Source organism: Chitinophaga sp. GbtcB8, assembly GCF_019091455.1.
Taxonomy (GTDB): domain Bacteria; phylum Bacteroidota; class Bacteroidia; order Chitinophagales; family Chitinophagaceae; genus Chitinophaga.
Genome location: NZ_JAGXJN010000012.1, coordinates 26,696 through 45,878, shown reverse-complemented (window position 1 = coordinate 45,878; position 19,183 = coordinate 26,696). Strand labels below are relative to the sequence as shown.

General features: G+C 48.2%; 23 protein-coding genes. 13 read left to right on the top strand and 10 right to left on the bottom strand.

Going from position 1 to position 19,183, the window contains the following annotated elements:
* Positions 1-213 precede the first annotated feature (213 nt).
* From KVT36_RS13020 to KVT36_RS13010, 3 genes are all read left to right on the top strand, one after another.
* The gene (locus KVT36_RS13020) at positions 214-1,185 is read left to right on the top strand and encodes a M23 family metallopeptidase (RefSeq protein ID WP_217603935.1); all 972 of its coding nucleotides are present in this window, start codon (positions 214-216) and stop codon (positions 1,183-1,185) included.
* Between the two features lie 109 nt (positions 1,186-1,294).
* Positions 1,295-1,837, top strand: coding sequence for a MerR family transcriptional regulator (locus KVT36_RS13015; protein WP_254639972.1), 543 nt, complete (start codon positions 1,295-1,297; stop codon positions 1,835-1,837).
* A gap of 10 nt (positions 1,838-1,847) precedes the next feature.
* Positions 1,848-2,360, top strand: coding sequence for a hypothetical protein (locus tag KVT36_RS13010; RefSeq protein WP_217603934.1), 513 nt, complete (start codon positions 1,848-1,850; stop codon positions 2,358-2,360).
* Positions 2,361-2,528: 168 nt separating this feature from the next.
* On the opposite strand, the gene KVT36_RS13005 is transcribed toward KVT36_RS13010, so the two are convergent.
* The gene (locus tag KVT36_RS13005; protein ID WP_217603933.1) at positions 2,529-3,623 is read right to left on the bottom strand and encodes a mechanosensitive ion channel family protein; all 1,095 of its coding nucleotides are present in this window, start codon (positions 3,621-3,623) and stop codon (positions 2,529-2,531) included.
* A 113-nt stretch (positions 3,624-3,736) separates the two neighbouring features.
* Complete coding sequence (locus tag KVT36_RS13000; protein ID WP_217603932.1) at positions 3,737-4,888, bottom strand: amidohydrolase family protein; 1,152 nt, start codon at positions 4,886-4,888, stop codon at positions 3,737-3,739.
* A 66-nt stretch (positions 4,889-4,954) separates the two neighbouring features.
* On the opposite strand from KVT36_RS13000, the gene prfA reads away from it, so the two are divergent.
* From prfA to KVT36_RS12985, 3 genes are all read left to right on the top strand, one after another.
* Positions 4,955-6,022: a peptide chain release factor 1 gene (prfA, locus tag KVT36_RS12995; RefSeq protein WP_217603931.1), complete on the top strand. Its 1,068-nt coding sequence runs from the start codon at positions 4,955-4,957 to the stop codon at positions 6,020-6,022.
* Positions 6,023-6,092: 70 nt separating this feature from the next.
* Positions 6,093-6,680 (top strand): hypothetical protein, encoded by a 588-nt coding sequence (locus KVT36_RS12990; protein WP_217603930.1) that lies wholly within the window; start codon positions 6,093-6,095, stop codon positions 6,678-6,680.
* A 291-nt stretch (positions 6,681-6,971) separates the two neighbouring features.
* The gene (locus tag KVT36_RS12985; RefSeq protein ID WP_217603929.1) at positions 6,972-7,652 is read left to right on the top strand and encodes an OmpA family protein; all 681 of its coding nucleotides are present in this window, start codon (positions 6,972-6,974) and stop codon (positions 7,650-7,652) included.
* A 191-nt stretch (positions 7,653-7,843) separates the two neighbouring features.
* On the opposite strand, the gene KVT36_RS12980 is transcribed toward KVT36_RS12985, so the two are convergent.
* From KVT36_RS12980 to KVT36_RS12960, 5 genes are all read right to left on the bottom strand, one after another.
* On the bottom strand, positions 7,844-8,248 hold the full coding sequence (locus KVT36_RS12980; protein ID WP_217603928.1) for a VanZ family protein: 405 nt from the start codon (positions 8,246-8,248) through the stop codon (positions 7,844-7,846).
* A 146-nt stretch (positions 8,249-8,394) separates the two neighbouring features.
* Positions 8,395-8,775, bottom strand: coding sequence for a glycine cleavage system protein GcvH (gene gcvH, locus KVT36_RS12975; RefSeq protein WP_217603927.1), 381 nt, complete (start codon positions 8,773-8,775; stop codon positions 8,395-8,397).
* Positions 8,776-8,830: 55 nt separating this feature from the next.
* On the bottom strand, positions 8,831-9,490 hold the full coding sequence (locus tag KVT36_RS12970) for a peptidylprolyl isomerase (RefSeq protein WP_217603926.1): 660 nt from the start codon (positions 9,488-9,490) through the stop codon (positions 8,831-8,833).
* A gap of 7 nt (positions 9,491-9,497) precedes the next feature.
* Positions 9,498-10,025, bottom strand: coding sequence for an N-acetyltransferase (locus KVT36_RS12965; RefSeq protein WP_217603925.1), 528 nt, complete (start codon positions 10,023-10,025; stop codon positions 9,498-9,500).
* A gap of 3 nt (positions 10,026-10,028) precedes the next feature.
* Positions 10,029-10,367 carry a hypothetical protein gene (locus KVT36_RS12960; protein ID WP_217603924.1) on the bottom strand — a complete coding sequence of 113 codons (339 nt, stop codon included), beginning with the start codon at positions 10,365-10,367 and terminating at the stop codon, positions 10,029-10,031.
* A 336-nt stretch (positions 10,368-10,703) separates the two neighbouring features.
* On the opposite strand from KVT36_RS12960, the gene KVT36_RS12955 reads away from it, so the two are divergent.
* The 5 genes from KVT36_RS12955 (at position 10,704) to rsgA (ending at position 15,710) form a co-directional block, all read left to right on the top strand.
* Positions 10,704-11,705, top strand: a complete 1,002-nt coding sequence (locus KVT36_RS12955; protein WP_217603923.1) for a MoxR family ATPase — start codon at positions 10,704-10,706, stop codon at positions 11,703-11,705.
* A 97-nt stretch (positions 11,706-11,802) separates the two neighbouring features.
* Entirely contained in the window at positions 11,803-12,627 is an 825-nt protein-coding gene (locus KVT36_RS12950) for a DUF58 domain-containing protein (protein WP_254639971.1), read from the top strand.
* Between the two features lie 25 nt (positions 12,628-12,652).
* Positions 12,653-13,654, top strand: coding sequence for a hypothetical protein (locus KVT36_RS12945; RefSeq protein WP_217603921.1), 1,002 nt, complete (start codon positions 12,653-12,655; stop codon positions 13,652-13,654).
* A gap of 103 nt (positions 13,655-13,757) precedes the next feature.
* Positions 13,758-14,768, top strand: coding sequence for a VWA domain-containing protein (locus tag KVT36_RS12940; protein ID WP_217603920.1), 1,011 nt, complete (start codon positions 13,758-13,760; stop codon positions 14,766-14,768).
* Between the two features lie 12 nt (positions 14,769-14,780).
* The gene (rsgA, locus tag KVT36_RS12935; protein WP_217603919.1) at positions 14,781-15,710 is read left to right on the top strand and encodes a ribosome small subunit-dependent GTPase A; all 930 of its coding nucleotides are present in this window, start codon (positions 14,781-14,783) and stop codon (positions 15,708-15,710) included.
* Here the strand turns inward: rsgA and KVT36_RS12930 are convergent.
* Genes KVT36_RS12930 through KVT36_RS12920 form a run of 3 tightly spaced genes read right to left on the bottom strand, consistent with a single transcriptional unit; the run spans position 15,707 to position 16,587 of the window.
* Positions 15,707-15,859 carry a hypothetical protein gene (locus KVT36_RS12930; RefSeq protein ID WP_156093006.1) on the bottom strand — a complete coding sequence of 51 codons (153 nt, stop codon included), beginning with the start codon at positions 15,857-15,859 and terminating at the stop codon, positions 15,707-15,709. The genes rsgA and KVT36_RS12930 overlap by 4 nt on opposite strands.
* A gap of 15 nt (positions 15,860-15,874) precedes the next feature.
* A complete protein-coding gene (locus KVT36_RS12925; protein ID WP_217603918.1) occupies positions 15,875-16,027 on the bottom strand; it encodes a hypothetical protein in 153 nt (50 codons plus the stop codon).
* A 44-nt stretch (positions 16,028-16,071) separates the two neighbouring features.
* Positions 16,072-16,587 carry a gamma carbonic anhydrase family protein gene (locus tag KVT36_RS12920; RefSeq protein WP_254639970.1) on the bottom strand — a complete coding sequence of 172 codons (516 nt, stop codon included), beginning with the start codon at positions 16,585-16,587 and terminating at the stop codon, positions 16,072-16,074.
* Positions 16,588-16,802: 215 nt separating this feature from the next.
* On the opposite strand from KVT36_RS12920, the gene KVT36_RS12915 reads away from it, so the two are divergent.
* Both KVT36_RS12915 and KVT36_RS12910 read left to right on the top strand, forming a co-directional pair.
* On the top strand, positions 16,803-17,993 hold the full coding sequence (locus tag KVT36_RS12915) for an aspartate aminotransferase family protein (protein WP_217603917.1): 1,191 nt from the start codon (positions 16,803-16,805) through the stop codon (positions 17,991-17,993).
* A gap of 534 nt (positions 17,994-18,527) precedes the next feature.
* Positions 18,528-19,172 (top strand): hypothetical protein, encoded by a 645-nt coding sequence (locus tag KVT36_RS12910; protein WP_217603916.1) that lies wholly within the window; start codon positions 18,528-18,530, stop codon positions 19,170-19,172.
* Positions 19,173-19,183: the final 11 nt, after the last annotated feature.

Here is a 19,183-nt window from a genome sequence, read left to right as displayed (position 1 = left end):
GGATTTGCTGAAGGGAGTGCAAAAATATTGAAACCTATAACATTATTCAAAAAAGCTGTGAGCAGTACGCATGAAGGTAGCCATCCCGGGAGGGAGGACCAGCCCTGCAGTACCCGCCGGCAGCATTTTATCCATGAGTTTGAGATGCCCTTTACACTAAAAAAGAAGGAATGACGTTAGGACATAGTCCTGGCTAAAAGCGAACCTGGTCCAATGAAGAAGGTCAAATACTTTTACAATACACAAACCCTTAAGTATGAAAAGCTCGTAATTTCCGTACGGGTAAAGATCCTCCGCATCCTGGGGTTTGTGTCCGCCGCCATTGTTACCGGCGTCCTCTTCCTGTCCGTTTCTTACCGGTTCCTGGATTCCCCCAAGGAAAAATCCCTGCGCCGTGACATTGACAATATGAAAGAGCAGTACGATGCCTTACAGCACCGTATGAATGAAGCCAAGATCCAGCTAACAGAATTACAGCAGCGCGATAATGAAATATACCGGGTGATCTTTGAAGCCTCTCCCATACCGGACAGCACCCGCGCCGGTAAAATTGAAAAGGACGAGGAGCTGGCCCAGCTGCAATCTTTTTCCAGCAACGATATTATTGCCAGTACCGCAGTATTGCTGAAAGAGCTGCTGAACCGCATTAAATCCCAGGAAAAATCTTACACTGAAATAGACGAGCTGGTAAAGAACAAACAAAAAATGCTGGCCTCCATACCGGCCATACAACCCGTTGCCAATAAAGACCTGAAGCGCATAGCCTCCGGCTTTGGCTACCGTATAGATCCCATTTACAAAACAGTGAAGTATCACGCCGGCCTGGATTTCTCCGCCCCCAGCGGCACCCCCATTTATGTAACCGGCGATGGGGTAGTTGAAGAAGCAGCCCTGAGTGATGTTGGTTACGGCAACCACGTTGTTGTACGCCATGGTTACGGCTACAAAACCCTGTACGGGCATATGCTGCGTACCAAGGTAAAAGCCGGGCAAACCGTAAAACGCGGCGATGTACTGGGCTGGGTAGGCAGCACCGGGAAATCTACCGGGCCCCACTGCCACTATGAAGTAATGAAAAACGGCGAAAAAGTAGACCCTGTATATTTCTTCTTTAACGACCTCTCACCCGAAGAATTTGACCGCATGTTAAAAATTGCCCGCTCGGGTAACCAGTCTTTTGATTAATTTGGCCTAGCTTTAAACCGTACGGCAGTACCTGATAATCATCGGAATTTGAGAATATAGCATGGTAATTGCAAAGCTTGACGGATATTTGTCACATTGATTTTCTGCCATGATGCACCAATTGGACCTTTTTGGCTCCCTGGAACCCGCTCCACCACCGGTGGAGAAGGCAGTAACAACACCGCCCGAAGCAGGGGTAGCCGCAGCCGTAAAACACAATACCGCTGCACCCGTAACAACCGCTACGCTTGCGCCGGTGAAAAAAAAGCGCGGGCGTAAATCTTTGAAGGAAGTAAGTGAAGATACAGATGTGATCAAAGAGCTGGACAAAATAACGCTGGACAAACAATACTACTCCATTAGTGAAGTAGCGGGCATGTTCCGTGTAAACACTTCCCTGATCCGCTACTGGGAAAATGAATTTGATATTCTGCAGCCCAAAAAGAACCGTAAAGGCGACCGCCTTTTCCGGCAGGAGGACATTCACAGCCTGAAACTGATCTATCACCTGCTGCGGGAAAGAAAATATACGATCGAAGGCGCCAAACAAAAACTAAAGGAAGATAAAAAGTTAGCCGCCCGGAATTTTGAAATGGTACAGGCTTTGCTAAAAGTAAGAGGTTTCTTAACAGAACTCAAAGATCAATTATAAAAAAACGGTTATGCGATTAAAAACATTATTACTGGGAGGTTTATTCTTATTTGCTGCAACTCTGGCCCAGGCGCAAAATGGCGGTAAGGTGCTGAAAGGCAAGCTGGATCTGAAGGCGTTAACCAGCGACAGTGCATATGCCTGGTTCTATACCGGCGTAAATAAATACCAGCCTAACGAAAGTATGCTGAACTATATTAAAGCCAACCGCGATAAATTTAATGTAGTAGCCCTGATAGGTACCTGGGATGCGCAAAGCCGCGACCTGTTCCCGAAACTATATAAGGTGATGGTGCTGGCCGGCAGCCCGGAAACACAGATGCTGATCTTTGGCGCAGATGAAAAGCTGGATACCGGCGCCCCCCAGGAATATAAGCTGAAAAGAGTACCCACCTTTATTATACAGAAAGAAGGGAAGGAAATAGGCCGCATTTCCGGCGATGTAAATGAATCTGTAGAAGCTGAGATCTCCCGCATTCTGCTGAAGAATGATACCAGCGATAAAAATAAAGGCAATGATTAAATAATGTGCAGGTGTGCAAATGTGCAGATATGCAAATGTACAACCATATGCACCTTACAAAACTTACATAAACCAAAAAAGTCCGGATCATTGACCCGGACTTTTTTATTAAACGGCGTACTGCCTACATCACGCACTTCCCAATTATTAATTCTTAATTATTAATCATTAATTCCCCAGCTGCACATCAATCTTTGTGCTCGGCAGCTTTATGCCCCGCTGCTCAAGCGCGCGGATAATGCCCAGGTTCACAGCCTCGCGCAGGGCTGCATATTGCAGGCCCTCTATAATATAGGTATTATAGACCACCTGCACCAGGTAAGTATCCTTATTAAAATCATGCAGGTTCACGGTAAAACCAGGCAGCACGCTGCTGTTATTCCGTAATATATCCTGTATATCCTGCAGTATTTTCAGCAGGGTATCGGAAGGTGTTTCTGTAGGCAGCTCCAGCTTCATGGCCACGCGTTGCTGCGTGCGCAGGGTCAGGTTGTCCAGGATACTGTCTACCATCTTTTTATTTGGCACGGTTACAAATGTTTTTTCAAGGGTTCGGATGCGGGTACTGCGTAAGCCGATCTTTTCCACGGTACCCTGGTAACTGTCTACTTTAACGCTATCGCCTACACGGAAAGGTTTGTCAAAGAAAATAATGAAAGAGCCAATGAGGTTCTCTATACTTTCCTTAGCAGCCAAAGCCAGGGCCGCCGCACCTATGCCCAGGCCTGCGATCAGCTTATTTACCAGCTCAGAGCCGAATAAAATGCGTATCAGCACTATAAAGCCCAGTATGGAAATAATGGCTTTGAAAAAGTCCCGGAAGAAAACAATGAACTGGTTATCCGTCAGATCTTCCGTGAGGTCGGCCTGTTTTTCCAGTATCAGCGCTATGAAATCAATGAGGCGCAGCAGGATCCATAAAACGCACACGCAGAAAGCGATCTGCATCAGTGTGCTGCTAAGATTCTTAAGCGTAAAGCCATTGTACACCGTTACATTCAGCTCCGGCGGAAACCGGAAATGATCTATGGTAAGCATAAAGGCCAGCAGCAACAGGAAAAACTCCAGCGGGCGTAATAACAGGTGGGCCAGCTCCCTTCTTTCTATCTGGGGCGACAGGTGTTTAACCAGGTTAAAACCCAGGGAAGCGATCCCCTTGGAAAGGAACCGTTTAACGGCAAACACTACCAGCAGCACTATTGCGAGTATAAGATAGCTGCGTATAGGGTTGCCTAAGATCAACAGGTCCAGGAAAGATTGCATGTTACAGTAATTCAGGCTGCAAATATAATAGTATAAAACTATATATATCTTTAGTTAATACCGCGGGAATATTTCTGATAAGATCCAAAATGCCTCATAATTGCTCCGTATAGCTATATTCCCACTCTCCTGCATTCCTTCCCAATCACCACCACCCCCGGTTGCTTCCCTTTTTCAAAACTTCCATACCGCCCTTCAATACCCAATGCACGGGCGCCATTCAGCGTAGCCCATTGTAACAGCTCTGCCAGCGGTATCTCCGGGAATTGCGCTTGTATAACCTGTATCTCTGCCCAAATGGATAACAGGTGATTAGAGGCCAGGCTGTCCGTACCCAGCGTAAGGGTAGCGCCCATGCGGCGCAGCAGCATTATATCCGGCAGGCGGCCTTCAATATACAGGTTGGCCAAAGGGCACAGGCACCAGTATACCGGCAGGGCGCGTTGCAGGGCGGCCTGTATATCTGCCGCATCGCTAAAGGTATTATGCACCAGCAGCAAAGGGCTATTGGCTAAATAAGGCAGGCAGGCCTGCAGGCTGTTGGTTTGCGGGGCGGTAAACCCGCTGATGTCCATGCTAAAGCGCTGGTAAAAATCCAGAAAAGCGCCGGTTTTATGCCGGTACAGCTCGTTTTCAGCCGCACATTCCTGGTTATGGATGCTGAGCGGTGCATTATCCTGCAACCCGGCCAGCAGCTCAAATAAAGCCGCGCTTACCGAATAAGGGGCATGGGGTACCAGGGAGCTGTTATGCCGGGGCCCGTTCAGCGCCCGGAACTGCTGGTATACCTCCTGGCTTTGGGCCAGCCGCTGGGGGGCAGCCGCCGGAATAAAACCCATGCATTCTATAAAGGAATGATAGTAAAGCGGGCTGTTTTGCTTCAAAGGCAGGGTCGTGGTAGTATTGCAAATATCGCCCACGGCTGCAATGCCTTCCTGCCACATGGCCGTTGCGGCCGCTTCCATGGCAGTTGTGGGGTCAACGGCAAAAGTGCCCCTTTGCGTCATTACCGTAGTCAGGAACGTGGGTAAACCGGTTTTTTCCGGTATTACGCCCTGCATATGGGACAGCTCCAGGTGGCAGTGGGTATTTACAAAACCGGGGCAAAGCATGCCATCCAGTAATTGTACGCCTTCACCGGCATCTGCCCGGTTCAGTATATCCAGTACCGTGCCTTGCTGATCCAGCACCAGCACCTTGTCAGCGCCTAAAAATTGCCTTCCGTTAAACAGATCTATGCCGCTTAATTTAACCGGTTGGGACATACCTTGTATTATTTTAATGAATTGGTGTTAATTTTGTGCCCGCCTAATAAGGCATCAAAGATAAACATGATAGATAAACTCGACGCGATAAAAGGCCGGTTTGAGCAGGTGTCACTGGCCCTGACCAACCCGGAAATAGTAAGTGATAACAAGAAGTTCAGCAAGCTGAGTAAGGAATACCGGCAGCTGGAAAAGGTGGTAACGGCCTATGATGCCTACCGCAAGCTGCTGGATGCGCTGGCCTTTAACAAGGAAGTGCTGGAAAGCGGCGATGATGAAATGCGCGAGCTGGCCAAGGAAGAAACCGAATCCCTGCACCAGCAGAAGGAGGAGCAGGAAGCTGCCATCCGCAACCTGCTGATACCCAAAGACCCGCAGGATGAAAGGAATGCCATCCTGGAAATACGGGGTGGTACCGGCGGCGATGAAGCCAGCCTTTTTGCCGGCGACCTGCTGCGCATGTACCTGCGCTTTTGTGAGAACAAGGGCTGGAGCGCTAACCTGATGAGCGAAACCCCCGGTGCAGTAGGCGGTTATAAAGAAGCCGTAGTAGAAGTAAGCGGGGATGATGTATATGGCACCCTTAAATTTGAGTCCGGCGTACACCGCGTACAGCGGGTACCCGCTACAGAAGCATCCGGCCGTGTGCATACCTCTGCCGCTACCATAGCCGTACTGCCCGAAGCTGATGAGGTGGATGTGGAAATACGGGATGCCGATATTAAGATGGACACCTTCCGTTCATCCGGCGCAGGCGGGCAGCACGTAAACAAAACGGAATCTGCCGTACGCTTAACGCACATTCCCACCGGAACAGTGGTGGAATGCCAGGAGGGCCGCAGCCAGCACTCCAACCGGGATATAGCTATGAAAATGCTGCGTACCCGTATCTATGAAGCTGCTGTGCGCAAGCATGAGGAGGCCATTGCCTCCCAGCGTAAAAGCCTGGTATCTACCGGCGACCGCTCCGCCAAAATACGTACCTATAACTACCCCCAGGGCCGTATTACGGACCACCGCATTGGCATGACCATCTATAACCTGGATGCTTTCATGAACGGGGAGATCCAGGAAATGATAGAAGCCCTGCAGTTTGCAGAGAACGCGGAAAAGCTGAAACAGGGCGGGATGTAAAAATCCCGGCGGCCGAACAATTTAAGCACCGGGGCTGTTTTACTACAATAACTTCATAAAGCTACACACCATGCTGGACCAACTCTTAAACCTCGTTAAGGAAAACGCACAAGGTGCGGTTATAAATAATCCCGCTGTTCCCAATGAGCAGAATGAGGCGGTTATACATGCTGCTACCGAATCCATTGCATCCGGCCTGCAGGATGAAATGGCCAATGGCAATACCAGCCAGGTAGTAAGCCTGCTGGGCGGCGCCGGTTCGGCAACAGACCCGCAAAACCCGGTAGTGAACAAGCTCTCCGGTAACCTGGCAGGTACCCTGCTGGAAAAATTTAACCTGCCTGCAGGTACCGCGCAGCAAATAGCCGGCAGCCTTATTCCTGCTGTATTAGGCTCGCTGGTAAAGAAAACAAACGATCCTAACGACCATAGCTTTAACCTGCAGGGCATCCTGAATTCCCTTACAGGTGGGCAGGCGTCCGGCATCAATTTGTCCGGCATACTGGGCCGCCTTTCCGGTGGGCTGGATAAGGATGGTGATGGTGATGTGGATCTGCAGGACCTGATGGGCGTACTCTCCAATGGCGCCAAACAACAACAGCAGCAACAGCCTTCTGAAGGCGGTTTGGGCGGCATGCTCAAAAATCTGCTGGGATAAAATTCGTAGTCATACCAGGCTAATTATCCACATAACTATTATGTGTATAAAATTTATTGTCTGTACTTCCGTAATGTCCAGTAATTTGGCGGCGGAATAAATGCGCCGGTTTTTGACTTTGGCAAAGAATTTGAATACAGCTTGTGTTATAAAACGGATACACTGGGGAAAACCCCGGTGTTACGTTACAACAAATCAAAATGACCTGGCCCATTCAATGCTCCTGCAAAACGAGCCGGTAATAATCAGCAACTCAATACTAGAATCCTTAGAAAATTAAAAAATTGTACGATGAAAAAATTGAATGCAATTGTAGCAATAGCCTTATCTGCCACTGTACTTTTTGGCTGCTCCACCTGGCAGGGTATGGACAATACTAAAAAAGGTGCCGTTATTGGCGTAGGCGGTGGTGCAGCTACCGGCGCTGCTATTGGTAAAGCAGCCGGTAACACTGCCCTGGGTGCCATTATAGGCGCTGCAGTAGGTGGTACAGCCGGTGTGCTGATCGGTAAAAAAATGGATAAGCAGGCACAGGAAATTAAAACAGAAGTACCCAATGCTACCGTAGAGCGTGTAGGTGAAGGTATCAATGTTACCTTCTCATCCGGTGTGCTGTTTGGCTTTGATAAAACAGATCTTTCAGCCACTGCGCAGGATAACATTAAACAGCTGGCACAGGTGCTTAACAAATACCCGGATACTTATGTACGGGTAGAAGGGCATACCGATGATAAAGGTACAGACGAGTATAACATGACCCTGTCTGAAAAGCGCGCTAATAACGTTGCCGCTTTCCTGAAAGCACAAGGAATAGCCGCTAACCGCGTACAGGCATACTGGTATGGTGAAAGCCAGCCTAAAGTGCCCAATGATTCTGACGAGAACAGGGCTAAGAACCGCCGCGTAGAGTTTGCGATCTTTGCCAATGACAAAATGAAAACAGACGCTAAGAACGATGCTGGCAAGCAATAAATAAACATCACTTATTTCTTATAAGGCCTGATGGGTGTAAACCTGTCGGGCCTTATTGTTTTTAAGGAACAGTTGAATTGTATTAAGAAATTGTTAAGCGCTGCTGCTTTAAATTATAAAGGCATTTTCCCGGGATAGTAGGCGGCCGGTAAAGGTAATGCTGGTAATAGTGAAGCTGAAGAAGAGGGGAATTATTTAATAGCGTTATTGGTACCTGGTTTCAGGAACCAGCGCCGGAACATGCGGAAGATCCATACACCGGCAATAGCGCCCAGTGCATCTGCAGCCGCATCGGTCATGTCAAAGCTGCGGTCTATCGTCAGGTACTTTTGAATATACTCAATAGCCAGGCCGTAAAGGGCCGCAAACACTACAAACATTAAAAGGGTTGCTGCGGAAAAACGGCCTTTATGCCAGTAAACCCCCAGGCACAGGAAAAATACAATACCGGCAAACAGGCCAAAGTGCACTATTTTATCCATATGTATCCGCTCCATCCAGCTTTCATGGGGAATATCCTTGCCGGGCAATGTACACATCACCAGGATAAAAAAAAGCCACACAATAGCCGGAATGTAATAACGAACTGTCTTCATGAATGGTTATACGAATGTGCAGATGTGCAAATGAGTTGTTGTGTCTTATGGATGATGTTCACTGTATAAATATGCAGCTGTGCAGGTATGCGGAAGGCCTTGATCTGCACATCTGCATATTTGCACAGCTACACATTAAATTATTGTTATTCTCCTACTAATGCCTGGTAAGCTGCTGCATCCAGCAGGGCTTCCACATCAGCGGGGTTCTTAACGGTTACTTTTACCATCCAGCCATCACCGTAAGGGTCTGTGTTCACCAGCTCAGGCGTGCCTTCCAGCTCCTGGTTAATTTCATTGATGGTGCCTGCAACGGGCAGGAACAGGTCAGAAACCGTTTTAACCGCTTCTACGGTGCCAAATACATCTTCTGCATCCAGGCTTTTGCCTACAGTAGGAATATCTACAAATACAATATCCCCTAATTCACGTTGCGCAAATTCAGTGATACCAATGGTGGCTATATTGCCTTCCAGCAATATCCATTCATGATCTTTTGTGTAACGCAGATTTGACGGAAAGTTCATAGTTAGTTTGATTTTGGCGGTAAAAGTAAGGAAATTACAATACTCTCCAATGCGGTTAGAACAGCAGCCACTTTTTCACCAGCCGTATCTTCATGGGCACATCTGTTAAGGGACGGTCGTTCCCATCTGTTTTCATGCCTGCGATCTTATCGATCACTTCCATCCCTGCTATTACCTGTCCAAAGATGGTGTAGCTCTGATCCAGCTGTGGGGTGCCGCCAATAGTTTTGTAGATCTCCCGCTGGTCTACCGGTATTTTACGGCCACCCAGGCGTCCCTGCTCCAGCTGGTCCAGCTCCGCATCCGTCCACTTTTTGCCCTGCACAATATAGAACTGGCAGCCGGACGATGCTTTGGCCGGGTTATCATCCCGCGCAGCAGCCAGCACACCTTTCTTGTGAAACAGGTCCAGGCGGAACTCTGCCGGCACCGTATAGCCGTTTTCCCCGTTACCCAGCATAACGCCGGGCTGCGCGTGTTTGGATTCAGGATCGCCACCCTGTATCATAAAGCCTTTTATTACGCGGTGAAACAGTATGCTGTCATAAAAATGTGCTTTCGCCAGCTTAATAAAGTTATTCCGGTGCAGGGGTGTTTGATCATACAGCTGAATGATCATGGTGCCATAAGGGGTGGTTACTTTTACCTTGCGGTGTTTGCTCATGGCTCCAAAGCCAGTGGATAGCAACAGTAATAACAGTAGTAGTTTTTTCATAAGATTATTAACAGCTCTTTTTTAATAACCAGTCCGTATCTGATTGCTGGCCTACCTTAAAAGTGTGCTCGCCAAACTTTTCAAAACCTTCCGATGCATAAAAGCGGAGGGCTTTGGTATTATGCTCCCATACACCCAGCCAAATGGTGGCTGCCTGGTGCTCCCGGGCCATGATATAGGCATGTTGTATTAAGGCTTTGCCCAGCTTATGGCCCTGGTAGGCTTTCAGCACATAGATCTTTTCCAGCTCTACGGGCGATGGCAGCTGCGTATGCGCCGCATCATCCGGCTGTTTGCCCAGGTTTAGCTTTATAAAACCAGCTATGTTCTCACCATAGTAAAGCAGGTAGTACAGGCTGCCCGGCTGCAGCAGCTGTTCCCGCAGGGCGGCAGCATCCTTTCTTTCCTGCATAAAAACAGCCAGGTCGTCCGGTTGGTGGGTAGGCCCAAAAGTTTCCATAAAGGTTTGCTGCTCCAGCTGTACCAGGGTTTCCAGCATGTTGGGTTCCACTGGTTTAATGACAATGGGTTGCATGGTTTATTCTTCTCCCTCTTCCTCAAAATACGCAATGATATGCTCCTGCAGAAATCTTTCCTGCTCGGCCATACCCATCTTGGGAATGGGCGCTGTTTCCTTAAAATGCGGCCAACCGTCCTGGTCATAGCCGTCCAGCTCGTAATAGCCGCTTTGGCTTAGCAGGGTACAGGTAGCAATATGCATCAGGTCCTGTTTCTGCTCTTTGGTATATTTCTTTTTCAGTTTTCCTAACTCCTGAATGCCTATCAGGAACAGGATTGCTTCCATATTCGGCTTCTTACCAAAACGTTCGGTTAACTGGTTGATAACCCCGTTCCATTGCTGCTCAAAATCGCTCATAAGTATATATGTGATTGTCAGGTAATGATTTGTTATAGCTGTAAAGGTACGTTATAAAAAAAGATGATATAAATATGGCAGGGCTTTATTAACTTGGGGCCGCCGGGTTAATTACGAATTATTCAATTATGACTCCGCGAAGCGGAGCATGAATGCAATTGAAAATCATTATGATATGAATAATTAGAATTTTGACCATTTGCTACAGCTGTTTACAGTACGTAATTAATAATTCTTAATTATATTAACAGCACTTTAACTGCCTAACCCGGCTGTGCTACAGCGTTTTGTGAGTAGAATGTTTATTTTAGCAAACTTGAAAAACACATACATCGCATGGAGAATACATCGCAAGATATCCGTCAATTGAATGAAAAGATCCACCAGGCCAGCGCATTCGTTGACCTGTTGAATATTGAGCTGGGAAAAGTGATAGTTGGCCAGCGCTACATGGTAGAACGCCTTTTAATTGGCCTGCTGGCCCAGGGGCACGTGCTGCTGGAAGGGGTGCCTGGTCTGGCAAAAACCTTGTCCATCAAGTCTTTAGCATCCGCTATTAATGCAAAATTCAGCCGTATACAGTTCACACCGGACCTTTTACCGGCCGATGTGGTAGGTACCATGATCTATAACCAGCAGCGCAATGAGTTTGTGGTGCGTAAAGGGCCCATCTTTGCCAACTTTATCCTGGCAGATGAAATTAACCGTGCCCCGGCAAAAGTGCAGAGCGCCCTGCTGGAAGCCATGCAGGAAAAGCAGATCACTATTGGCGATACTACCTTTAAGCTGGAAGAGCCTTTCCTGGTACTGGCCACCCAGAACCCGATAGAGCAGGAAGGTACCTATACCCTGCCCGAAGCACAGGTAGACCGTTTCATGCTGAAAGTAGTGATCGGCTATCCCACCAAGGAAGAAGAAAGACACATCATCCGCCAGAACCTGAACCCCGACGGTATGAGCGCCATTAACCCGGTAATAAACCCGGCCGATATTGTGCAGGCCCGCAAGCTGGTTAGGGAAGTGTATATGGATGAGAAAATAGAACGTTATATACTGGATATTGTATTTGCTACCCGCCACCCGGAAGAGTATAAGCTGCAAAAGCTGAAACCGCTGATCTCCTACGGCGGATCGCCCCGCGCCAGCATTAGTTTGGCCTGGGCTGCAAAATCCTATGCGTTCATGAAACGCCGCGGATACGTGATACCGGAAGATGTGCGCAGCATTTGTTTTGATGTAATGCGCCACCGCGTAGGCCTTACCTACGAAGCAGAAGCAGAGAACGTAACCTCTGAGAACATCCTGAGCGAAATACTGAATGCCGTTGAAGTACCATAAGCTAACCGGCCTTCACTATTAATTATTAATTATTCATTCTTAATTATTTGACTGGGTGGATACAGCAGAAATACTCAAAAAGGTAAGACGCATAGAAATGAAGACCCGCGGGCTCTCCAACCACATTTTTTCCGGGGAGTACCACAGCGCCTTTAAAGGAAGGGGCATGTCGTTCAGTGAGGTAAGGGAATACCAGTTTGGAGATGATGTACGGTCTATTGACTGGAATGTAACAGCACGGTTCAACCATCCCTTTGTAAAGATCTTTGAAGAGGAAAGAGAGCTAACGGTAATGCTGCTGGTGGATGTAAGTGAAAGCTCTGCATTTGGTACCGTGCACCAGAATAAACGTAACCTTACAACGGAAATATGCGCCGTACTGGCCTTTTCCGCTATCAATAACAATGATAAGGTGGGGGTGATATTTTTTAGCGATGGGGTGGAGAAATACATTCCTCCCAAAAAGGGCAAATCACATATCCTGTTCATTATCCGCGAGCTGCTGTCTTTCAAACCTAAAAAGAAAGGCACCAATATCCGGGAAACCCTTCGCTTCTTCAACAATGCCGCTAAAAAGCGGAGTATTGTTTTCCTGCTGAGCGATTTCCTGGCAGGCGACTACCAGGATGCATTAACCATAGCCTCCCGCCGGCATGATATGGTAGGTATACATGTGTATGACCAGCGCGATAAAGAGCTGCCGCCGGTAGGCCTTATACAGACCGTGGATGCTGAAACAGGCGGCCGCCAGTGGGTGGATGCTGCTGATAAACGGGTGCAGCAATATTACACCCAGCAGTTCCTGCAGCACACACAATACTGCCGCAGCGCATTCCTGAAAAGCGGGGCTGAGCTGGTAAGCGTACGTACCGACGAAGATTACGTAAAAGCATTGCAAACATTTTTCCTGAACCGGGCATAAGTTTTAAAGCGGAGCAAAAACCATCATGCGAAAAAGAATAATCTTACAGCGTATTTTTTTATGTGTATTGCTGGGATACCTGTGTCCTTTCCGCTTGCTGGCCCAGGACCATTACCAGGTAAAAGCCCTGGCCGATACCGATAAGATACGTATAGGCGAACAGGTTAAAGTGGAGCTGTCTGCCAAAGTAGATCTGAACCAGCTGAAAGCCGCCAGCCTGCGGCTCACTTTCCCTAACCTGCCGGATTCCTTTAATCATTGGGAGGTAGTAGACCGCTCTAAGCTGGATACTGTTACCAATGCCGGTAACAACGAAACATTTTTTAAACAAACCTTTACCCTTACCAGCTTTGACTCCGGCCGCTGGGATATACCCGCACTGCGGTTTGATGTATTTTCCCCTGCCGGTATGGTGGACTCTGCTTTTTCGGAGCCCATTGGTATAGATGTAAACACTGTTGCCGTAGATACTACCAAAGCATTTAAGCCTATTAAAAGTGTGCGCACCGTATCCTGGAACATTTGGGATTACTGGCTGTACATGGCTATTGGCGCAGCGGTAGTGCTGTTGGCCCTTGGCCTGTGGTTATACTTCCGTAAGCGACCGGTTAAGGAAAAAGTGGCGCCCGCAGTGCCGCTGGAACCGGTGTACGACCGTACCCTGCGCCTGTTAAAAGAGCTGGATGCAGAAAAAGTATGGCAACAGGGTAATGTGAAAGAATATTATACAAGGCTCACGGATATTTTGCGTACCTATTTTGAGGAGCAATTCGGCATAGCTGCGCTGGAACAAACTACGGCAGAACTGTTGCAGAACATAAAACCGGTGACCATCCTGAACCAGCAGCGCGATAAGCTGCGGGCGCTGTTGTCGCTGGCCGACCTGGCGAAGTTTGCAAAGCTGCAGCCTACACCGCAGGAGCACGAAGAAAGTATGTACAAAGCCGTTGAAATAGTGGAGTGGACCAAACCGGCCGCAAAACCGGAGGTAACGCAGAACGCAGAAAGCGCAAAACAGAAAGCATAACGCTGAAAGCACAAAGCACAAAGCAAACGTCTGCAACAAAACACGATCCGCATTTAGCATTAAGCCTTCAGCATAATTAATTGATTAATTTGTAATTGAACTAATGGACCTGTCGATCTGGAAAAATATAACATTTGCCTATCCCTGGTGTTTCTGGTTATTGTTACTGGTACCGGTGCTTATTTACTGGTATTTTAAACAACAGCAGCGGCAGCAGGGTGCTTTGCAGGTATCTTCCATACAGGGCCTTAAAGGGCTGCCGGTATCCTGGAAAGTACAGTTCCGGCCGGTGCTGCTGGTACTGCGTGTACTGGCTTTTACAGCCCTGGTTACAGCGCTGGCCCGCCCGCAAACCAGCAATACCTCTGAAAATATTGACAGTGAGGGTATAGACATTACCCTGAGTATAGACATTTCCGGCAGTATGCTGGCAGAAGACCTGCAGCCTAACCGCCTGGAAGCCGCCAAGAAAGTAGCCGTGGATTTTGTGAATAAACGCATCAGCGACCGTATTGGCCTGGTGATCTTTTCCGGCGAAAGTTTTACGCAATGCCCTATCACTACAGACCATGCGGTGCTGGAAAACCAGATCATGCAGGTAAAAAGCGGTATGCTGCAGGATGGTACTGCCATTGGAATGGGACTGGCCACCGCGGTAGACCGTTTACGCAGCAGCAAAGCCCAGAGTAAGGTCATTATCCTGCTTACAGATGGGGTGAATAATACCGGTCTGGTAGATCCCATTACCGCGCTGGAAATAGCCAAAGCCTTTAAGATCCGGGTATATACCATTGGTATTGGTACTTATGGCAAAGCGCCCTTCCCCATGACTATGCCGGATGGCAGCATACAGATGCAAATGCAGGATGTGCAGATCGATGAGCAGCTGATGAAAAAAATATCTTCTGAAACCGGCGGTAAATACTTCCGCGCCACCAATACCGTAGCCTTACAGCGCATTTACGATGAAATTGATAAGCTGGAAAAAACCAAGGTAGAGATCACCTCTTATAAACGTTACGCAGAACATTTCTTCCCGCTGGCTATGCTGGCCCTGGCCTGCCTGCTGCTGGAAGTGGTGCTGCGGTACACGGCTTTCCGTAGTTTACCGTAACTTCGCCCCTTCATGCAAGGAACCGTTTACAGATCTACCGGCAGCTGGTACCAGGTAAAAACAGTGGATGGCGGGTTTTACCAGGCCCGTATGAAAGGTGTTTTTAAGATGGATGAGGACATTACCTCTACCAATCCCATTGCCGTGGGCGACATTGTAGAAGTAGTGGAAGAAGAAAAAGAGGCGGCCAATGCCATGATCACGGAAATTGCGCCACGCCGCAATTACATTGTCCGCAGCTCTCCCCATAAAAGATCGCACAAACATATTGTAGCCGCCAACCTGGATCAGGCAGTGCTGGTATGCACCATTAAGGAGCCCCGCACCTCCCGCGGGTTTATAGACCGCTTCCTGGTAACGGCCGCTGCCTACCACATTCCAGCTGTTCTGGTGTTTAATAAAAAAGACCTGCTGAAAGAAAAGGACCGGGAAAAATTCCTGGAAATGGCAGATGTGTATACGGATATTGGCTACCCGGTGCTGCTTATTTCCGCCGCTAAGGGCGAAGGGATAACCGAGGTACAGGAAGTGCTGAAGGATAAGGTAACCTTAATGTCCGGCCACTCCGGGGTAGGCAAATCCTCCCTTATTAACCAGCTGCTGCCCGGTATGCAGCTGCGTACAAAAGAAGTAAGCGGCTGGAGCGGTAAAGGCCTGCACACCACCACTTTTGCAGAAATGTTTGACCTGCCGGGCGGCGGGCAAATAATAGATACCCCCGGTTTGCGGGAGTTCGGGATCATAGACATCCCTAAAACAGAATTATCGCATTACTTCCTGGAAATGCAGTCCTATATTACACAGTGCCAGTTTAATAACTGCCTGCATATCAATGAGCCTGGCTGCGCGGTAAAAGCCGCCGTAGAAGGGGGGGAGATAGATACAGATAGGTACATCAGCTACGCTACCATCCTGGAAACCATAGAAGAAGAACGTTATTAACCCCGTTTCTTGGGTTTATTCAGCTCATCCAGCACTTTTTCCGCACCCCAGTTCTTTTTGGGTTGAGGACAGCCGGTTTTCTGTGTTTTGCAGGCGCTCATGGTCAGCAGGCCGGCAACAATCAGTAATAGGGTAATTTTGTGTCGCATAGGGTATGGAATAGCTTAGAATACGCGGCTGTCCATTTGTTTACGGGCCTTCCGGTTCTCACTTTTATTGCCTTTGGTATAAAAGTTATTGGCGGGGCAGCCGTTTTGTGTAGCACACCCGGTAGCCACCATAGCGGTAAGCCACATCAGGAGTAAAAGTTTCTTCATAGGTATCTGTAATTTGTAATTTACTGCAATATAATGATTTTTTACTATTTGAACCAGCCTGAATACATGAGGTAATTGTTAGCAATCCGGTCTATTTCGCCGCTGATCAACTCCTGGCTGATGTCTTTTACCTTTTTAGCCGGCACCCCGGCATAAATGGTACCTGCCTCTACCTGGGTACCTTCCAGCACCACTGCCCCGGCGGCAATAATGCTGTTGCTGCCAATACGGGCATTATCCATTACAATGGCGCCCATGCCTATCAGCACATTATCATCTACGGTACAGCCATGCACAATGGCGTTATGGCCTATGGATACATTGTTGCCAATAATGGCTTTTGTTTTTTCGTAGGTGCAGTGAATAACGGCGCCGTCCTGTATATTCACCTTATTGCCTATACGAATACTGTTCACATCGCCCCGCACCACGGCATTAAACCATATGCTGCAATCGTTGCCCATAGTTACATCGCCTACAATGGTAGCGTTGGGAGCAATAAAACAGTTGTTGCCAAATTCCGGCTGTATTCCTTTTACTGGTAGTATAACAGGCATCATTTATAGATTTAATAGCAGTTAGCAATTAACTTTTAACCGTTAGTTGTAATAGCTGCAAGTTATTAGTTAACCGCTACAAATAATAATCCATAATGGCCCATCAGATAGAACGCATATTCTTTCTATTCTATTATAACCGGCCATTTTTCTTTCCCAAAGCTAAGCGCTGATCACCAACAGCTAAAAGCTTGTATAATTACTACCTTCGCATTTGTATGAACAACCGGCAGCTTTTTTTACGGCATGTAGCACAAACTTCAGATGCCCCGCTGGCGCTGGAGATCACCAAAGCCCAGGGAATGTATATGTGGGATGCAGCAGGCAAGCGCATCATGGATCTTATTGCAGGCATCAGTGTATGTAATATTGGGCACTGCCATCCAAAGGTGGTAAAGGCCATACAGGATCAGGCGCAGCAATACATGCACCTGCTGGTGTATGGTGAGCTGGTACAATCGCCCCAGGTAGCTTTTGCCGCCAGATTAACGGAGCACCTGCCTGCTGCGCTGGATAGCGTGTACTTTACCAACTCCGGTACAGAAGCAGTAGAAGGCGCCATGAAGCTGGCCAAACGATATACCGGCCGTACAGAGATCATTGCCTTTAAGAATAGCTACCATGGCTCTACCCAGGGCTCGTTGAGTATTATGGGGCAGGAGGAATGGCGCAATGCCTACCGCCCCCTGCTGCCGGATATTCAGCACCTGGATTATAATAATTTCAGCTCACTGGAGCATATTACTACCCGCACTGCCTGCGTAATTGCAGAAACCGTGCAGGCCGAAGCAGGCGTACGCCCGCCCCAACAGGAATGGCTACACGCCCTGCGCGAAAAGTGTACCCAAACCGGCACCCTCCTGGTGCTGGACGAGATACAATGTGGTCTGGGCCGCAACGGCGCCTTATGGGGTTTTGAGCGGTTTGGCATTGTGCCGGATGTATTATTGCTGGGCAAAGCCCTGGGCGGCGGTATGCCGCTAGGGGCCTTTATTTCCTCCCGCGATATTATGTGGAGCCTTACCCATAACCCGGTGCTGGGGCATATTACCACTTTTGGCGGCCACCCTGTTAGCTGCGCCGCCGGCTTAGCAGCCCTGAATGCCTTGCTGGATGAAGATATTATTCCATCGGTTAAAGAAAAGGAGCAGCTTTTTCACCAATACCTGCAGCACCCGGCCATTAAAGCAGTACGCTCCCAGGGCCTGCTGATGGCAATTGAGTTAGCGGACTTTCCCTTTAACAAAAAGGTGATAGATGAATGCATCAGCCAGGGCCTGCTCACCGACTGGTTCCTGTTTGCACCGGAATGTTTGCGTATAGCGCCGCCATTGATTATTAGTAAGGAGGAGATTAAAGAGGCCTGCGGGGTGATTGCAGCAGCGTTGGATAAAATGAGCAGGCAGTAAATGAGTGGGCAGTAATAGCCTGGCAGAGCTGCTTATCAACTGGTTCTGGTTCCCATTTGTACCGGAATGTTTGCGGATAATGTGTCATTGAAATCCTTGAACTGCCAGCGCAATAGCAGTGCTACCGCAACCGTGATCTGTGACGCCCGCTCTTGTAGGTCCAAACAACGGACCTTGGCTGGCGTCATTCGCTTGATAAAGCCCAATAGACCACCAACCCTGCTACGACAACAAAAAGCTTCATCGTTTGCCAAACAGGCAGGCACAGTTCGTTGCTGGACCTACAAGAGAACCCGCCATTAAGAAAACAATAATATTATACCGCACTATCACTAACCAATGTTAGCAAATCTTATTCGGCAGGCGGGCGCATGACCTACAAAGAACCTCTCCGTATTAAACAGCAATAAAGCACAAAACCAACTTTAACAAATCCTATATCCAATGATCCTCAATCATTTTCTTACCTAACACATCAAATAATTTTGTTAATCCAATATTTGCATTAACTTTGAATTACAAAGTGCTTTCTATATGAACGAACAGCAGCATCTGGAAACGTTAAGTGATATTAAACGCATAATGGAACGTAGCAGCCGTTTCATATCCCTTAGCGGCTTAAGCGGCGTATGGGCCGGCATTTGCGGCCTGGCCGGCGCCACAGTGGCTTACCTCTGGATCCATAGCTACTATCTTGCCTGGGATACCCGTGGCAGTTATTACGATGCCGACTACGCTATACTGCGTTATAAGCTGATCATCCTGGCAGCCGTGGTATTAGGGATCACCCTGGCCGGCGGCGCTTATTTTACCTGGCGCAAAGCCCGCCGTAATAACCTGCCCATTTGGGATGCTACTTCCCGCAAAGTTGCAGTAAATCTATGCCTGCCACTGGTAACCGGTGGTTTTTTTATACTGGGCTTAATGTATAATAACTATGAGCCTTTAATAGCCCCGTCCTGCCTGGTGTTCTATGGCCTGGCCCTGGTAAATGCCAGTAAATATACACTCACGGATATACGTTATTTAGGTATTACGGAAATTATACTGGGTATCCTGAATATCTTCTTTTTACGCCGCGGCCTTTATTTCTGGGCCCTGGGCTTTGGCGTGCTCCATATAATATATGGCCTTGTAATGTGGTGGAAATATGAAAGAGGAGTGAATGCAGAAGGCTGAAAACAGGAAAG

Bases quoted from the DNA above. Each gene is read 5' to 3' on its own strand.
- KVT36_RS12910 (WP_217603916.1), top strand. From the start codon at position 18,528: ATGAACGAACAGCAGCATCTGGAAACGTTAAGTGATATTAAACGCATA.
- gcvH (WP_217603927.1), bottom strand. From the start codon at position 8,775: ATGAACTTTCCGTCAAATCTGCGTTACACAAAAGATCATGAATGGATA.
- KVT36_RS12980 (WP_217603928.1), bottom strand. From the start codon at position 8,248: ATGAAGACAGTTCGTTATTACATTCCGGCTATTGTGTGGCTTTTTTTT.
- KVT36_RS13000 (WP_217603932.1), bottom strand. From the start codon at position 4,888: ATGTCCCAACCGGTTAAATTAAGCGGCATAGATCTGTTTAACGGAAGG.
- KVT36_RS13015 (WP_254639972.1), top strand. From the start codon at position 1,295: ATGATGCACCAATTGGACCTTTTTGGCTCCCTGGAACCCGCTCCACCA.
- KVT36_RS12965 (WP_217603925.1), bottom strand. From the start codon at position 10,025: ATGCAACCCATTGTCATTAAACCAGTGGAACCCAACATGCTGGAAACC.
- KVT36_RS12955 (WP_217603923.1), top strand. From the start codon at position 10,704: ATGGAGAATACATCGCAAGATATCCGTCAATTGAATGAAAAGATCCAC.
- KVT36_RS12950 (WP_254639971.1), top strand. From the start codon at position 11,803: ATGAAGACCCGCGGGCTCTCCAACCACATTTTTTCCGGGGAGTACCAC.
- KVT36_RS12930 (WP_156093006.1), bottom strand. From the start codon at position 15,859: ATGCGACACAAAATTACCCTATTACTGATTGTTGCCGGCCTGCTGACC.
- KVT36_RS12940 (WP_217603920.1), top strand. From the start codon at position 13,758: ATGGACCTGTCGATCTGGAAAAATATAACATTTGCCTATCCCTGGTGT.
- KVT36_RS12945 (WP_217603921.1), top strand. From the start codon at position 12,653: ATGCGAAAAAGAATAATCTTACAGCGTATTTTTTTATGTGTATTGCTG.
- KVT36_RS12925 (WP_217603918.1), bottom strand. From the start codon at position 16,027: ATGAAGAAACTTTTACTCCTGATGTGGCTTACCGCTATGGTGGCTACC.
- KVT36_RS12960 (WP_217603924.1), bottom strand. From the start codon at position 10,367: ATGAGCGATTTTGAGCAGCAATGGAACGGGGTTATCAACCAGTTAACC.
- KVT36_RS12920 (WP_254639970.1), bottom strand. From the start codon at position 16,587: ATGATGCCTGTTATACTACCAGTAAAAGGAATACAGCCGGAATTTGGC.
- prfA (WP_217603931.1), top strand. From the start codon at position 4,955: ATGATAGATAAACTCGACGCGATAAAAGGCCGGTTTGAGCAGGTGTCA.
- KVT36_RS12915 (WP_217603917.1), top strand. From the start codon at position 16,803: ATGAACAACCGGCAGCTTTTTTTACGGCATGTAGCACAAACTTCAGAT.
- KVT36_RS13010 (WP_217603934.1), top strand. From the start codon at position 1,848: ATGCGATTAAAAACATTATTACTGGGAGGTTTATTCTTATTTGCTGCA.
- KVT36_RS12985 (WP_217603929.1), top strand. From the start codon at position 6,972: ATGAAAAAATTGAATGCAATTGTAGCAATAGCCTTATCTGCCACTGTA.
- rsgA (WP_217603919.1), top strand. From the start codon at position 14,781: ATGCAAGGAACCGTTTACAGATCTACCGGCAGCTGGTACCAGGTAAAA.
- KVT36_RS12990 (WP_217603930.1), top strand. From the start codon at position 6,093: ATGCTGGACCAACTCTTAAACCTCGTTAAGGAAAACGCACAAGGTGCG.
- KVT36_RS13005 (WP_217603933.1), bottom strand. From the start codon at position 3,623: ATGCAATCTTTCCTGGACCTGTTGATCTTAGGCAACCCTATACGCAGC.
- KVT36_RS12970 (WP_217603926.1), bottom strand. From the start codon at position 9,490: ATGAAAAAACTACTACTGTTATTACTGTTGCTATCCACTGGCTTTGGA.
- KVT36_RS13020 (WP_217603935.1), top strand. From the start codon at position 214: ATGAAGAAGGTCAAATACTTTTACAATACACAAACCCTTAAGTATGAA.